Origin of the sequence: Micromonospora wenchangensis (assembly GCF_002210435.1) — a bacterium.
In the GTDB taxonomy this organism is placed as follows: domain Bacteria; phylum Actinomycetota; class Actinomycetes; order Mycobacteriales; family Micromonosporaceae; genus Micromonospora; species Micromonospora wenchangensis.
The window spans coordinates 19679-35733 of record NZ_MZMV01000019.1 but is presented as its reverse complement, the minus strand read 5'-3'; the positions used below and the strand labels follow the sequence as shown (position 1 = coordinate 35733).

At 74.5% G+C, this 16055-nt stretch carries 8 protein-coding genes; 6 read left to right on the top strand and 2 right to left on the bottom strand.

Going from position 1 to position 16055, the window contains the following annotated elements; genetic code table 11:
• Window positions 1–36: 36 nt before the first annotated feature.
• Together B5D80_RS34800 and B5D80_RS13595 are read right to left on the bottom strand one after the other, a co-directional pair.
• Window positions 37–2061: a WXG100 family type VII secretion target gene (locus B5D80_RS34800; protein ID WP_088644224.1), complete on the bottom strand. Its 2025-nt coding sequence runs from the start codon at window positions 2059–2061 to the stop codon at window positions 37–39.
• Between the two features lie 15 nt (window positions 2062–2076).
• Window positions 2077–3123 carry a WXG100 family type VII secretion target gene (locus B5D80_RS13595; protein ID WP_088644223.1) on the bottom strand — a complete coding sequence of 349 codons (1047 nt, stop codon included), beginning with the start codon at window positions 3121–3123 and terminating at the stop codon, window positions 2077–2079.
• Window positions 3124–3371: 248 nt separating this feature from the next.
• On the opposite strand from B5D80_RS13595, the gene B5D80_RS13590 reads away from it, so the two are divergent.
• The 6 genes from B5D80_RS13590 to B5D80_RS13565 all read left to right on the top strand — a co-directional run bounded on the left by B5D80_RS13590 (window position 3372) and on the right by B5D80_RS13565 (window position 15953).
• Window positions 3372–3731, top strand: coding sequence for a WXG100 family type VII secretion target (locus B5D80_RS13590; protein ID WP_245854545.1), 360 nt, complete (start codon window positions 3372–3374; stop codon window positions 3729–3731).
• A 79-nt stretch (window positions 3732–3810) separates the two neighbouring features.
• The gene (locus B5D80_RS13585) at window positions 3811–4101 is read left to right on the top strand and encodes a WXG100 family type VII secretion target (RefSeq protein WP_088644222.1); all 291 of its coding nucleotides are present in this window, start codon (window positions 3811–3813) and stop codon (window positions 4099–4101) included.
• A 110-nt stretch (window positions 4102–4211) separates the two neighbouring features.
• Window positions 4212–4613, top strand: coding sequence for a YbaB/EbfC family nucleoid-associated protein (locus B5D80_RS13580; protein WP_088644221.1), 402 nt, complete (start codon window positions 4212–4214; stop codon window positions 4611–4613).
• Window positions 4606–4977, top strand: coding sequence for a hypothetical protein (locus B5D80_RS13575; RefSeq protein ID WP_088644220.1), 372 nt, complete (start codon window positions 4606–4608; stop codon window positions 4975–4977). The genes B5D80_RS13580 and B5D80_RS13575 overlap by 8 nt, the downstream gene beginning before the upstream one ends.
• A 48-nt stretch (window positions 4978–5025) precedes the next feature.
• Window positions 5026–15183, top strand: coding sequence for a WXG100-like domain-containing protein (locus B5D80_RS13570; protein WP_088644219.1), 10158 nt, complete (start codon window positions 5026–5028; stop codon window positions 15181–15183).
• A 2-nt stretch (window positions 15184–15185) separates the two neighbouring features.
• Window positions 15186–15953 (top strand): hypothetical protein, encoded by a 768-nt coding sequence (locus B5D80_RS13565; protein WP_144081658.1) that lies wholly within the window; start codon window positions 15186–15188, stop codon window positions 15951–15953.
• Window positions 15954–16055: the final 102 nt, after the last annotated feature.

Here is a 16055-nt window from a genome sequence, read left to right as displayed (position 1 = left end):
CCCCGGCCGGCCCGTGGCGGGCCGGCCGGAACGCGGTCAGCTGCCGCCCAGCGCGGTCTTCGGCTCGGCCCGGTAGGAGCGGTCCTCGGCCTGCTTGCCGAGCACACCACCCCCCGGCGTCTCCACACTGAACGCCTGCTCGTCGGTGACGATCCCCGGACCGTCGCGGTGCTCGTCCCGGTCGTCCCGCTTCGCGGCGGTGGTCCGCCGGGGAGCCAGCTCCGGCGGCACCGGCTGGCCGCCGCGCCCCCGCCGGGGCGCCGGCTCGGCCGACGGCCGGCCCCGCAACGCGCCCGGCACCTCATCCAGCCGCGACACCCGCCCCCCGGACAGCGGCGCGGCCGGCGCGTCCAGCACCGGTGCGGTCGCCTCCGACCGGCCGTCGCCCAGCCACTCGCCGCCAGGCGTCGCCGGCTGCGCCGCGCCGGCCCGGTCACGGCGCTTCGACCGGGGCGTCCCGGCCACCCCGGCACCCCGGGCCGGGCTGCCCAGCACGGGCGGGGCGGTCCCCGGCCGGGTCGGCGTCGAGCCGTCGCCGGCCTGCCCACCGGCGGCGCGGCCGGCACCGCCGGACGCGCGCCGCTCCTGCGGACGCCGGTTCTGCAACACCGGCGCGGTGGTCTCCCCGGCCGGCCGGCCGAACAGGTCTTCGTCGCCGGCACCCGCACGGACGGTGCCCCGCCGGGCCGGGTCCGCCTGTTCCCCGCTGCCCGGCCGGCGGGAGGCCGGGGAGTGCGGGGAACCGGCCGCCGGGGTGCCCCGGGCACCGGCCGGCGGGGCCGCCGTCGACGGGGCACCGGGACCACGCAGCCCGTTCGGCGGCGCGGCCCGGCCGCCGGTCGGCGGCGGGGTGGCGTTCGCGCCGGGGGACCGCAACGACGCCTGGGGCGGTTCGCTGACCGCCGGCGCTCCGGCACCGCCGCGCAGCACCCCGCTGCGCAGCCCGGCACGCTCACCGGTGGCCCCGTCGAGGCCCGGTGGCCGGGTCAGCCCGGCCCGGCCCGCGCCGGTGGCGTTGGCGTTCACGCCGCTCGGCCCGGGTGCCCCGGTGGACAGGCCGGGTGGCGGCGCGACCAGCGGCGGCGGCACCACCGGCGGCGGTGCCACGGCGGGACCCGCCCGGTTGCCGGTGTCCGGCGTCGGGGTCGGCGCACCGACCTCCGGGGGCGGCCTGAGCGTGTCCAGCACCTGCCGGGCCAACTGGTCCGGATCATTCGGAGTGGGCCGGGGTACCGGCCGCACCGACGCCGGCGGCGGGGTCGCCCCGACCCCCGGCGGGCGGGCACCGGGCGGCCCCACCGGCGGCGGGGCGCCGACCGGCCCGCGCCACGGCGGGTGACCGACCGGGTTGAGCACCGCGTCCATCGGGAAGAACGGCGGACCGTGCCCGCCACTGACCTTGCTCAACGTGTCGAAGTAGTCGTCGGCGGTACGTCGGGCCAACTCCTGCGCCCGGCGGTTGTACTCCTCCTGCTTCTCCCGCACCGCCTCGGCCTCGGCCGCCTGGATGCCCTTCTCGCCGTCGTACAGGCCCAGGGTGAAACCCTGCTTGAAGCCCTCGGAGAACTGCGTCCAGCCGTCGGAGTTCTTCGCGTCGTCGATGGCCTCCCGGTATTCCGTCCAGAGCCGGTCCATCTCCGCCCGGGAGTCGCGGGCGATGCCGACCATCGCCCGCAGCGCGGTCACGTTGTGCTGGGCCGCGTCCATCCACTCGTCGAGGTACGCCAGCGTCTTGCCCGGCCCCGCCTTGAGGAACGCGTCGCGGGCCTGCGGTGACTTCCAGTGCTCGTCGTGCAGGGTCTGACTGGCGGACAGCAACTGCTGGTGGATGCTCTGCAACAGGTTGTAGGCGTTCTGCCACTGGTCGGCCAGCGCCGAGATGTCCTCCGGGTGCTGCCCCAGCACCTGCTGGCGGACCGTCTCGATGGTGGCCCCGCCCTCGCCGCCCGGGGCCGGGGTGAACTTCAGGTCCGGGTTCTCCGGCGGCATGACGTACCGGGTGCCCTCGCCGCGCGGGCCACCGTGCGCGTACGTCGCCTGGGCGCCCCAGTAGTCGGCCATCGTGTCCTCCCGGGCTCAGATGCCGTAGTCGTGCTGCTTGATCTCGTCCAGCGCCGCCTTGGCGGGGGAGTCGGTCAGCTCGGCCGGGTCCACGCCCTCGGTGTCCTGACCGATGTGCAGCTCCTGGGTGACGGTGCCCGTGCCGTCGGTCGTGGTGATCGTGTGCGTCCCGTCGGCGTGCTGCGCGTCGATCCGGGTGGCGGTCGGCTTGTCCCCGGCGTCGAGCTGCTCGCTGGTCACCGTACGACCGCCGTCGACGCCGTACGACGTGGTCTCCCGACTGCCGCCGGTGCGCCGGCCGTCGGCGTCGGTGTTGGTGGTGGTGACCACCGTGGAGTTGCCGGTGACGACCGTGGTCGTCCGACTGGTGCTGCTGTCGAGCACCTTGCCGGTGGCGTCGGTCGTGGTGGTGACCGTCTCGGTGCCCACGCCGCCGGGCAACGACCGCTGCACGATGGTGCGCACCACGCCGCCGGGGCCGAGCGCGGTGAAGGTGATGCTGCCGTCCGGGGCGACCCGGGGCTGGCCCTGGTCGACGAACTGCTCGGGGGTCGGCGCGGCGTTGGCCTGACCGCTCGACATCGTTTCGAGGTACTGGTCCCACCAGGTCTTGCCGGAGACGAACGGCGGCAGCCCGGCGGGACGAGGCGCGTCGGCCTCGCCGAAGGCGAACCGGACCGCGTCCAGCGAGGCCGCCGACCAGCCGTCGGTGTTGGCGTAGGCGTCCGCCACCGTCTGCGCGGCCATGCCGATGTTGGTCAGTGCCGCACCCAGGTAGGTCAGGTACTGCTGGAACTCGGCGTAGTTCAGGGTGAGCTGGGTGCGGACGTAGACGCCCTCGGGCAGCGCGGCACCCTCCCAGGCGCGGTGCGGCAACTGGCCGAGCTGGCTCAACCGGCCACCGTGGCTCTGCAGGTTCTCCTGGATGACGACCATGTTCCTGCCGTAGTCGACCAGCCCGTCCGGATCGACGTCGACGGGTTTCTGATCGGCCAGCCAGTCGGTCCTGGTGTTCTGGTCGGTCTCGTGCTGGTACGGGTTGCTGCCGTCGTCCTCCGCCACCGAACCTCCCCTGGTGCGGCGGGCCCCCGCCCGAGTGTCACCGGAAATCGCCCCGAGCGTAACCGCTGCCGACCACCGCCGGGACCCGGTGTCGCCGCTGTCGCCACCCCGACCAGCCACTTCGGACGAAGTGAGGTGGCCCGATTCGTTACGGGGCGCTACCGTCAGGGTCGGCCACGACGGCCACCACCATCAAGGGGACGCTTCCCTGACCGGGGGGCGCAAGCAGAGGAGCGGGTGAGTCCACCTTGACCGACACTCCGGGACTGGGTCAGGTTCACGCCACCCAGGAACAGCTGAACGCGATGGCGAAACGGTGCAACGAGACCGGCGAGGGCCTCGCACTGGGCATGGCGCGGCTCGTCGAACGGGTGCAGGCGCTGGGCGGCAGCGGCATGCGCGGCTCGGCCAACAACGCGCTGCAGGACGTCTCCGTGCAGCTCAACGACGGCCTGAAGAAGATCATCTCGGCGCTCGACGAGCTGTCCGGCAAGATGACCAGCGCCGCCACGCAGTACGGCATGAACGACGAGGACGCCGCGACCGAGATCCGCCAGGCTGCCGCCGAGACCGGCGACGCCAGCGTGATGAGCATCCTGCGCGGCTGACGCCTCCGGTATCCGCCGCGGCCGCGTCGACCCTCCCGGGCGACCCGTGCCGCCGTGACCAGCGAAAGGTGACCTTCCAGTGAGCAGTCCCATCACCTACAACTTCGCCCAGATCTCCGATGTGGCCACCGCCATCGGCACCTACCAGGGCCAGATGGACGGCAGCCTCCAGGACCTCTACACCCAGTTCACCCAGCTCTTCGCGCAGGACTGGCAGGGGCCGGCGGGGCAGGCGTGCGACGAGGCCCGGCAGAAGTGGAACCAGGGCGCCACCGAGATCAAGGAGGCGCTGACCCGGGTCGGCGTGAAGCTCGGCGCGTCGGCCGAGCGGATGCAGCAGGTCGACCAGCAGATCGCCGCCGGCATGTGACCGTCCGGTCCGACGCCCTCCCGGCCGGGAGGGCGTCGGACCGGCGGGGCAGCCGGGGCCGGGCCGCCCCGGTTAGGCTGCCCGGCGGAAGGGACCTCGGGGGAGGGACGATGGAGGAACGACCGAACTTCGGCGCGTTGACCGCCATGATCGGTGACCTCAAGAAGGCCTGGTCCGGGATGGACGACGTGCAGCGCCGGATGCTCCGGGTGACCGGCACGGCCTGGTCGGACGACCGCACCGTCAAGGCGGTCGTCGGCCCCCGGGGGCACCTGCTGGAGCTGGACATCGACCCCCGGGTGTTCCGCAACCCCAACTCCAAGGCGCTGGCCGCCACCATCGTGGCGACCGTCCGCCTCGCCGTCGAGGACGCCGCCGAGCAGTCCCGCGAGATCCTCGACGGCAGCCTCGCCCCCGACCTGCGCCGGATGGCCCCCGGCGGCGCGCAGCTGGAGAAGCTGCTGCACAGTCACGACGCCGACGTGCGCCTGAAGGGGGACGACGATGAGTAGATTCGTCGAGATCAAGACGAGCGTCGCCGACATCCTCGGCATCGCCAACCGGCTCCGGATCAGCGGGCAGTCCATGCGCACCGCGATGGACGGCAAGCTCGGCGCGATCACCGGGCTGGAGGCCGCGCCCGGGACGCTGCCGCGCGACGAGTTCACCGAGGAGTTCCTCAAGACGTACCACAAGTCGGTCGAGGTGCCCGGTGGGGGCGGGCAGCAGATGAACGAGGCCGTCAAGGCCACCGTGCCCAAGCTCGGCGAGGCGATGGACAAGCTCGGCGCGTACGTGGCCGACGCCATGTGGAGCTACACCGGCACCGACGACGACAACGCCACCGACATCGACCGGGCCGGTGGCCGGCACTGACCCGAGGCGGCCGGCCGGGGACCTCCACGGTGCCGGGGAGGACCCCGCGTGAGCGAGAGTGACCACGCCCTCGCCGAGATCCTGGAGTGGTTCTCCGACCTCGAAGCCGCCATCCCGGGCGTCCGCTCCACCGTCGGTGAGATCCTCATCGGCAAGATCCCCGAGTCGGACATCGACGCCGTCTACGAACTCTCCGACGCCTGGGGTGCCGCGACGCAGGAACTCGCCGCCTTCTACGAGGAGGCGGTGCACGCCGCCGACGGCATCCTGACCAACTGGAGCGGCGACGGGGCCGCCGAGGTGTTCACCCGGGAATGGCTGTCCTACCTCGAGTCGCTCGCCGGCACGGTCGACACCCTCGCCTCCATGGAGGAGGCGGTGCAGAGCTTCGGCCTCCAGATCGAGCTGATGAAGTTCATGGCCCTGCTCGGCCTGATCATGCTCGCCGTCTCGCTGTTCATGCTGGTCGCCGCCGCCATCCCGTCGCTCGGCCTGTCCACCGCAGGCATCCCGGGGGCGTTCGCCGCCTGCCGCGCCGCGATCGGGGCCGCCGCCACCAACGCGGTACGGGCCATCGGCAGCATCTCCGTCCGCGCCGCCCTCGCCGAGGTGACCGCGCTGCTGACCCGTACGCTACCGACCCTGGTCCGGACCCAGTTGCCGAACCTGGTCCGTACCCAGGTCCCCCGGCTGGTCACCACCCAGCTGCCGCGTTTCGCGCGGACCCAGGTCCCCGCGTTCGTCCGGCAGACCCTGCCGACGGTGATCCGGCAGGGCGCCGGCAACCTCGCCCGCAACACCCTGCCGCGCAACGTCGTCGCCAGGTCGGTCGCCGACCGGATGGCCGGGCAGTGGCTGCGCGGCGTCACCAACCGGGAACTGCTGCGCCAACTCGGCCGTGAGGCCGGGCTGGAGTCCCGACGGCTGGCTGGGCGGAGCCTGCTCGCCGCCCGCAACCAGCTCGCCCGGGAGATCGAGGAGCAACTGCTGCGCAAGTTCGGCGCCCGGGTCGGCACCGACCTCGCCGCCCGTGGCGGGGTGCGCCTGGCCGGCACCGAGGCGTTCGAGCAGCTCAGCCGGGCCACCCTGAGCCAGTACGCGACCCGCGAGATCGCCACCACCACCTTCGGCCGGGAGCTGACGAAGTACCTGGGCCAGCGGGTGGCGTTCGGGGCGGCGTTCATGGGCGGCGGCAACCTGCTGGGCCAGATGTACCAGATCGCCGGTGGCGAACGCGCCGGCCTCGACCTCGGTCAGCTCGGCGTCTCCACCGTCCAGGGTGGGCTGTTCGGGGCGTCGATGTTCGGCGGCATTCCCGGCCACGTCATCGGCGGCGGGGTCACCGGTGCCCTGGTGACCGGCGCGACCGACGCCGCACAGGGGAAGTTCGACCTCCAGAACATGCTGCACGGCGGCGCGGAGGGGGCCAAGGCCGGCGTCATCTTCGGCGCGCAGAACAAACTGGACACCGTCCGGGTCGGCGGGACGAACCTGCGGATCGGGCGCGACGTGATGCTGCTCCCCGAGGGGATGGCCGCCGTCGACCGGGCCGCCGGCCTGCGGGTCACCTACAGCGAGCGGGGCGCGGTCTGGGCCCACGTCGACGGCGACGGCCAACGGCTCGACGGCGGGGCGATCGCCGCCGACGGCACCGTGCTCGCCCGCGACGGCGTCCGGTCACCCGACCCGACGGTGGTCGACGGCGACGGGCCCGACCCCGGCGGCCCGGGTGGCCCGCACCCGCCGCGACCCGAGCTGCCCCCGGCCGACCTGCCGCAACGTACCGACCTGGTGGGTGGCACCGGGGACGGCGGCGGCCCGCGCCACCCCGCACCGGTGCGCACCCCGGAGGCGGGGACCCGCCTCGCCGACCCGGCCCGCCCGTCTCTCGACCCGGCCCGTCCACCTGCCGATCCGGCCCGCCCGCCTGCCGATCCGGTGCGGCCCGGGGGCGAGCGGATGCCGGGGGAGTGGTCCCGCCCGGGTGGCGACCGGGTGGCGGGGGAGTCGACCCCGCCGACCGGCGGGCGGACGGCCGGTGACCCGGTGACCCGGCCGACACCGGCTGACACCGCGCCGCCGGGTGGACCCGGCGACGGCGCTCCCACCCGCCCCGATGGACCGTCGCCTGCTCGGGACCTGGACCCCGGCAGCCGTGACGCCGGCCCGCCCGGCCGCGACCACGCCCCACCCGGCCGCGACGCGGGTCCGCCCGGCCGCGACGCGGGTCCGGTCCGGTCCGACGTCGACCCGGTCCGCCCCGACGCCGATCCCGGCCCGGGACACCGGGACGTGGAGCCGGGCGGGCGGGACGCCGAGCCGGCACGCCGGGACCGTGACGACGCGCCACCCCCGTCGCCGGCCGGCCGAGTCGAACCACCGGCGACCATCATCCGGGACCACCAGGCGGCCACCGGTGCCGGCCGGACCGGGCCGGTCACCGACCCGACCGGGATGAACAGGGCAGAGCCCCGCCCGGACCACGCCCGGCCCGAGGACCGCCCGGCCACCGACCGGCCCCCGCACGACCGGCCCCCCGAGGACCGTGGGGCGCAGAACCGGGGGCCCGATGACCGGGACGCGCAGAGCGGGGCCTCGATCCGTCCCCGCGACGAACTCCGTGCGATGGAGTGGGCGGACCGGGCCTACGACCGGTTCCGGGCCGACCCGGGGGACGTCGCGGACATCGCGGCGAACCTCGCCACCGTCGCCCGCCCCGGCGGCACGACAGGTTTCACCCACGCCGAGATCGCCCGGGTGAAACAGCACCTCATGGTCGACGAGCACGTGCTGCGGGACTACCCGGACGGCTGGGTCCGCCGACGCTTCGACGCGGACGAGGACATCGCGGAGGCGTGGATCAGGCTGCGGGAGGGTCGCCCGCTCGAACCCGACCTGGTCCTGCTGGAGCACGAGCTGGCCGAGTCGGGCTACCTGCTGGTGCACCCGGACGCCACCTACCCGGATGCCCACGCGTACGCCCAGAGCCTGTTCAATTGGGAGCGGGTCGCACCCGGCCGGACCGGAGAGGACCTGGACAACTCGTGGCCGAGGAGAACCGGTGATGGCGATTCTGGTGGACTTCGAACTGGTCCGGGAGGACAGTCGGGAGGTCGAGTACAGCTTCGGCCACCCGGAGAAGGACCGTCGGCTGGTCATCCAGAAGGCGTCCCGGGAGGGGCAGGTGCTGGACGGGCCGGCGGACATGCAGTACAGGAAGGCGTACGGCAAGATCCTGCGGATGCAGGCCGAGGCGGCGAGCTGGCCGCCGGGGGGCACCTACGCGGCGTAGCGCACGGACGCGTCCCGGCCGAGCTGGTGCCGGCCGGATCGCATCCGGTCGGGCCCGCGGTGCCGCTGCCCGAGGCGGTGCGGTCGATGTTCGACGGGCACGTCGGGGAGCTGCTGGCCGGCCGCGACGCCGGGCCGGTGGACCAGCCGCACCGGGCGAGCTGGGACGAGTCGTCCCGCCTGCTCACCGTCGAGTACCCGGACGGGCTGCGCGTCGGGGTGGTGCTCCAGGTCAACTCGGCGCTGCCACCCGGCCAGCCGGTGGTGCTGCGGCCCGGGATGGCGGTCGAGCACGGGCAGTGGGTGCAGCGGGAGCCGGCCGGGGTCGTACTGCCGGAGCACCTGCCGGCCGACCCGACCGCGCGGGCCGCCTTCGTCGACCGGCAGCTCGGCGAAGCCTGGCGCACCCTGCACCGCGAGATCCACCAGGTGCTCGACGGCCCGGTCGGGCCCGGCCGGGCCGGGGTGCCGACGGACGGCGTACCGGAGGGGGGACGGGCCGGGGCGACGCCACCGGACGGGCCGGCGCGACCCGGACCGGCGCGGACGTCGCCGGAGCCCTCGCTCGCGGCGCTGGAGGCACCGGCGCGGCCGGACCCGCCGGTGCTGGACGCCGACGCGGTCGGTTTCCGGGACGCCACCGCCCCCGCGCCGGCACCGCCCCGGCCGCTGACCCCGGACACCGTGCGCGGCCTGCTCGCCGACGACCCGGCCACCCCCGGACAGCTGCGGGACTGGGCCCGGGAACACCTCGCGGTACGCCGGGAGGACGGCTCCTACCTGCCGCGCAGCCAGGCCGAGATCGACGCCGTGGTGGCCCGGCTGCGCGCGGAGACGACCGCGCTGGTCGCGCAGCGGACCCCGGCCGACCCGAACGCCGCACCTCCCGCCCCCGCCGCGCGGCCCGCACCTGCGGACACGGCCGCCCCGAGGCCGGTGCCCCCGGACCTCGCCGGGCCGGGGCCCGTGCCCCCGGACGTCGCCGCGCCCAGGACCGTCGGCCCGGATGCCGGGCCGCCCGCCGCCGTGCCGGATGCGACCGTGCCGCTACGGGCGGGCGACGAGCTGCCGATCAGTCAGGAACTCGCGCCGAGCGGCAACTTCCCGGCCCACCGCACCCGGACCGGCGCGGAGCTGCCCGAGCAGGTGCACGAGCTGGTGGGCAGGGCGAAGGAGAACCTGCTCGCCCGGTACCCGGAGGCGGCGGTCGCCGGCCGGCTCGCCGACCTCGACGCGGTGGCCGGGCAGGCCGACCGGTTGCAGGCGGCCGCCGACCGGGCCCGCGACGGCGGCCCGCTCGGCGACGTCGTGCGGGAGGTACGCGCGCTGAGCCGGGCGGTCGACGGGTACGCCGACCGCTACCGCGACTGGCGGGACTTCTCCCGGGGCGGGGAACACGCCGACCCGGGCTGGCGGGACCTGGACGGGGTGGACCCGCTCAACTCCGTCGAGATGGCGCACCGGGTGGTCGGCGTGGACCCGGTCACCCACCGGTTCCACGTCATCGACCAGGCGATCGCGGTGGCGAAGATCGGCGACGTGCTCGGTCCGGCGTTCGAGCGGCACGCGGCCGACACCTTCGAACGCGTCATCCCGAAGGACATGGAGAGCGTCGAGGCGCTGCTCCCACCGGAGCTGCGCCTGCCCGAGCTGGACGACTGGGTCCGGGGACCGGCGCGGGGTGGCTTCGACACCCGGACCGAGATCCTCTATGTCGACCCCCGCGACGGCGCCACCAACCGGCCGATCAGCGCGGTCGCCGCGACCGTCGTGCACGAGAGCATGCACCGGCTCCAGCCCAGCCCCGACGTGCTGGGCGACGTGCTGGCCCAGGGAGTCGCCGAGGGACGCTTCGGCGACGACATCCCGGCGCAGGTGCTGGTGCCGTTCCGGTTCGAGGGCGAGTTCCAGGCGTTCGCCGTCCAGCAGCACTTCCTCCGGGGGTTGGCCGGCTTCCGCGCCGCCGACCACGCAGGGGACCCGCGCCTACCCCGCAGCGACGCCTACCAGGAGATGGCCGACTGGACCCCGCAGCAGATGCGGGACTACGTCCTCGACCGGTACGTGCTGGATCCGGCCGAGCGGGCCGTCCTGCCCCGGGAACTGCTCGACCGGGCGGTCGACCAACCTGTCGCACAGATCGTGGAACGGGCCCGCCTGGCCATCGCCGAGGCGAACCATCCGATCCCCGGCGAGCGTCGTGGCGGCGCCTTCCACGGCCCGCTGAGCCGGGAGATCGCCGACCGGTACGGCATCGACCTCGACGCGATCGGACAGGAGCAGTCGGGACGGTCGCTGCCCGCGCTCCGCGACCATCCGGCCGCCCCGGACGTGTCGGCCCCACCCCGCTCCGGCCCCGGTGCGCCACCGCTCGCCGAGTGGGGGCCGGCACGCGACGGTGCCCCGGCGGACCGGCCGGCGGCCGGACAGCCAACGCGGCCGGGGCCGGGGCACCGCCCGGGAGTGCTGGGTCGGGCCCTGCACCGGATCACCGGCCTCCTCGGCGGGGCCGACCCGACCCCGCTCGCGCCGGAGCGGGGAGCGGCACCCCGGCCGGTCACCCCCGAAGCGGGGACGCCGCGACCGGGTGGACCGGGCGAGGGAACCGTCGCACCGTGGTCGGCTCCGGCGTGGGCCGCGGACCACCGGACATCGGCACCGGAACCGGGGCCGGGCTGGCCCGCTCCGGAGCCGGCACGTTCGGCGGGCCGACCGGGCACGGGGCGCGGGGCGGCCGACGCGGTGGCTCCGGATGCACGGACTCTGCTCGGGCTGACCGAGCGCCGGTGCGTCGTCGACGAGCTGCGGGCGGCGACCGACCCGATCGACCGGGCCCGGCTCCGGGAGGACCTCCACCGGCTCGACGCCGACCTGGCCCGACGCGGCTACCCCGTGCACGAGCTGGAGCAGGTGCCGCAGGCGGACGGGGCGACACCGGCCGACGGGCGGGAGCCCACCCGCAACGACGAGATCTGGTCCGACCCGCCGTGGCGGCGGGAGGACCGGCGTCCCTCGCTCGACGAGCTGATCCCCGGCAGCCGGGAGGAGGCCGACGCCTGGGGCGACGCCGTCCGCCGGGAGTTCGCCGACCAGCTCGACGGGCGCGAGTTCGCCGGGCTGCGCGTCCGGGTGGAACTGGACGATCCGTACAGCGTCAGTGTGCACCGCGACGAGGTCGTCGTCCGGGCCGCCGTGCACGATCCGGACGGCGTGCCCGTCGGTCGGGTGGTGCGGTCCTTCCACCGCGACCACGACGGCAGCCTCTTCGTCGAACACGTCTCGCTGAAGCTCAGCGAACGGGTCCAGGGCCAGGGCTTCGCCCGGGAGTGGAACGGCCATCTCACCGACTGGTACCGGTACTCAGGCGTCGAACGGGTCGAGGTGCACGCCGCCTCCACCGTCGGCGGGTACGCGTGGGCGCGCGACGGATTCGACTGGGCGCCGAACACCGGGCACCGGGCCGAGGGCGTGCTCGACCGGCTCCGAAGTGAGCTGCGCGCGGTGGACGTCGACATCGCGCTGGCCCGGCGGGCGGCCGACGGCGACGGCCCCGTCGACGTCGACCGGCTCCGGGCACGCTACGGCACCAGCGACCCGGAGCAGGTGCTCACCGAGGCGTACCGGCAGCGGGAGGCGGGACGGGAGATCCTGGACCGGGCCCGCAGCCACCCGTTCGGCAGCGGCCGGTACCCGACGCCGTTCGAGATCAGCCAGGCCGGCTGGGGGGAGCACCACCGGGGGCGGGACGCCTCCTGGATCGGCAAGCGGGCCCTGCTCGGCGCCGACTGGAAGGGCGTCAAGTCGATCAGCGACACCGGTCCGCTGCACCCCCGGTCGGCGTACACCGCCGGGCTGCCCCGGGTGCCCGACCCGTCGGCGATCCACGGACTGCTCCGCGGGGACGGTCCTGCGCCGGTCACCGCCGCCCGGGTGCCCGACGCGCAGTTCCACGGGTACGGCCGGGAGGTGGCTGCGCCGGAACTGGTATGTCGACTCGGCGACGAGGCGTTGCGCCTGCTGATGGACCGGTCGCTGGCGGACGGCACGCTGCGCGGCGTACGGCTGGACCTGACCGCGGTGCCGGCGGACGCCCTGCCCGACGGCGCGGTGGCCCGCTCGGTGCCGGTCGACGCGGACGGCCGGGACCTGCCGCACGGCACCGTGCCACCGGAGGGGGGCGGCTGGCGGATCGAGCTGTCCGACCGGGCTGCCGACATCAACGTGGCGCGGGCTGTCGCCCACGAGGCGGCCGAGTTGGCGGCGATCAGGCAGCGGGCCGCCGGTGGGCTGGACCCGTTCGCGCCGGACGCGCTCACCCCGGGCGTGCTGGCCGACGGCATCGGTCCCAGCCCGCACGACCTGGGCCGGCTGGCCGAGGTGGAGGTGCTGGCCGACCTGCTGCGCGACCCGGCGCAGGCGACGTACGCCCGCGCCGAACTGCGGGCCCTGCGCGACCATCTCGGCCTGCATCCGGACGATCCGGGGGCGGCGGCCCGGCTGAGGCTGCTCGACGGGCGGCTCGGCGACGCCGGCCGGGATGCGCTGCTGGGTCGGGAGGGCCCACCGGAGGGGCGTGCCGGTCCCTCCGGCGGCGGCCCGTCGGGGCGTGCCCGCGACGGCGATGTGCTGCCGCCGGAGGCGGTTGACCCGTCGAAGCCCCCGGGTGACCTCGCCCCGGCGAGCTATCCGGCCCGGGTCAGTCGGGTGCCGTTCGAGTTCGCGCGGTTCCTGCACGATCCCCGCTGGTCCAGGGAGGCGACCCGGTTCGAGCAGCGGTTGGGGGCGTACTACTTCCGCGACCCGCAGGTGCAGGACACGGTACGGACGGCGCTGACCCGGATGCGGGACATCCTGGTGGCACTGACCGGGTCGGCGCACCCGGGGCAGACCCGCGCCGAGGTGGTCGCCCGGGTGGAGAGCGCCTTCTTCCGGGACGACGCGCCCGACAGCGCCGGCCAGGTGGGCACCTCGGTCGGCTTCGATCGGCTGCTCGCCGAGGGCAACCTCCGGGAGACGATGACCGCCTTCTACAACGCGGCCTACTGCAACTGGAAGAACCCGTACACCCTGTCCCACGCGCTGCTGTCGGTGCTCGACGAGGGCCGGTGGGAGCAGGCGCGGGACGCGGGCGTCGACGTGGCGGCGGTCCGTCGGATGGGGGACCTGCTCGACGGTACGGTGAACCGGCTGATGCCGGACCCACTGCGGGACAGGCTGAAGTTCGGCCGGGACTTCTTCGCCACCGGCAACGTGGCGAGGAACTCGGAGCACGGCATCCGGGACCTGGCCGAGATGACGGCGAGTCAGTCTCCCCGCCGGCCCCGCTCGGATGACGAACAGCTGGCCCTGGCCAACACCCCCGACCACTATGCCCGGCTGGGCACTCCGCTCGGTCGGCTCGAACGGGCGTACGTCGACCAGGTGAACCGGGAGCAGGCCGGCGCTCCGCTCGGCGACCACAGCCTGCTGCCGTGGCGTGAGGGGGCAACCGCGCACGACACCGACCATGGGCCGTGGGCCCGCTGGGTGGGTCGGGACGGCTTCCCGGTCATCGACGGGGTCTCCGGCACCACCGCCCGGATGCTCACCGCCGCCCGGTTCGTGGGGCTCGACGGCCTGCAGACCGAGCGGTTCCTGAGCGGCCTGATGGGCTGGATGCTGCCGGCCCGGGACCATTCCCTCTTCGAGATCCTGCGCGGAGCGGAGATCGCCGGTGTCAAGCGGGTGGAGCTGCGCCCGCCCGACAGCCGCCTGACGGCGGTGGACCTCTACCGCAGCCTGCCCGACGTCGACCTGCCCACGCTGCGGGCCGAGGTGACGGTGGACGGGCTCTTCCCCCACGAGGCCCGTTACCTGGATCATGCCGTCGACCCGCACGGTTTCTCGGAGACCCAGCACAAGGTCCCGGCGATCGCGGACCGGCTGTGGCCCCAACTGGAGAGCGGCCGGGTGCGGGACGCCGACCTCGCCGGTTGGCTGCGGCGCAACGGCATCGACCCGGCCGACACCGCAGCCGTGCGCCGTCTGGGTCAGCGGCTGTCGAAGCCCCACGTCATGGCGCTGGCCGTCTACACCCGACACAGCCACTACCTGATCAACAACGTGATCCGTACCCACCTGTTCACCGGTGGGGTGGCGGAGCGGCCGACGAGGGAGGTGTTCGACCGGAAGGTCGACGAACTCGTCAGGAACTACCTGGGCAATATCGCCGCCGGTACCAAGGCGTTGCCGTTGCCGTTGCTGCTCCGTCCGGTGGTACATGAGGGGGCGGGTCACCTCACCGCACGCTCGCCGCTCAGTGGCCCGGCCGCGCGGTGGGTGGAGGCGCAACGGCGCATGGCGGCGGCCAGGCAGCGGGCGCGGGAACAGCCGGGCGCGCAGAGCGCCGTCGAGCGGGTCCGGGCCGCCCAGGCGCTCGACAGGGCCTGGGACGACCTCACCGGCCGGCTCCGCTCGGTGTCACCCCGGTTGTTCGACGAGGTGCGGTGGCACGCTGACATGGTGCACGACGCGATGATGCAGTTGCCGGCCGTCGGTAGTCCGGACCGGCCGGTGGTCGCCTATCGAGGTGACTGGACCACCCCGGTGTACTCCCCGATCTATGGCAACTCGTGGCTGCCGACCGGTAGGGCTCGGGAGTTCCTCAGCGTCAGTCGCCGCCTCGACGTGGCGGTACGGTTCATGGCCGAGAACCCTGCCACGGGCGGGAGGATCCTGGTGGTCTACCGGCTCACCGGGCAGCAGGCCCGCGACATATCGGTGTTCTCGTCCTTCGCCGTCGATGAGGAGGCGGTCTTCCCCCCACGCTCGCGGATGCGTCGCACCTCCGATCCTGACCTCGAGGAACAGGTACGGGCCCAGTTGCCTCCCGAGTTCCAGGACAACTGCACGATAATAATCATGGAAGAGATCTGACAGTGATCGACAGTCCTGTATGGGATGAGGCGGACGAACTCTTCGCCGCCGTACACCGCATGCTGTTGCGGTTGGCGGGGCGGTTCCCGGACGAGGTGGTGACCCAGCTGCGGAAACTCCTCGGCGACGGGGACCTGCGGTACCTTCCGGATGCGGTGTCGGTAGCGACGGTGCAGTACGACGTACCGATCTCCGCTGCGGACCGGGAGCTGCTGGGCCGGGTCCTGCGCGCGCTGGACGTGCCGGGGGGTGAGCCTCAGTTGTACGACGAGGTGCCGGTCTCCGAGGAGACGCCGTCGGCGGATGCCTTCCGTTTCCTGCCGGCGCGGACAGGGGTCGTCGAGCGCGCCGGGGACCGGCTGCCGAACCCGTTGGACCTGACCGGTGGTGACCCGGAGGACCCCACCGGGTTGCCGGCTCGGCTCGGTCACCTCGCCGATCTGGCCTACGAGCTGACCGACTGGCCCGACACCCGGTTCGTGGTGAGTGTTTCCCGTCATCCCGGTGTCCGGGGTGTCTGGCGGGCGTGGCGGTCGGCGGTCGACGGCTCGCCGGTGGAGCGGCGGGTCTGCCTTGCCGAGTTGAGCCCTGGGATGCGGGCCTGGGACATCACCTACGATGCCCAGCGCGCCCTCGCCGAGGAGGACGAGGAGGCGCCGCAGGTGGAGACCTTCTGGGCCGGTGAACCGCTGCCGCCGTACCAGCGGGCGGCGCTGGCGGGCGCGGCCCTGCTGTGGACGCCTGTACCACCCGGCCCGGTCGCGGGATGACACCGACAGCCGCAGCGGGCGCGTTCCGGCGCCCGACCGGGACGGCCGGGTGCGTCGCTGTGGCAGGATGACGTGCGCCGACGGCCGTGACGGGGAGGTTGC

Coding starts and splice junctions, on each gene's coding strand:
- B5D80_RS34800 (WP_088644224.1), bottom strand. CDS start 2,061: ATGGCCGACTACTGGGGCGCCCAGGCGACGTACGCGCACGGTGGCCCG.
- B5D80_RS13580 (WP_088644221.1), top strand. CDS start 4,212: ATGGAGGAACGACCGAACTTCGGCGCGTTGACCGCCATGATCGGTGAC.
- B5D80_RS13575 (WP_088644220.1), top strand. CDS start 4,606: ATGAGTAGATTCGTCGAGATCAAGACGAGCGTCGCCGACATCCTCGGC.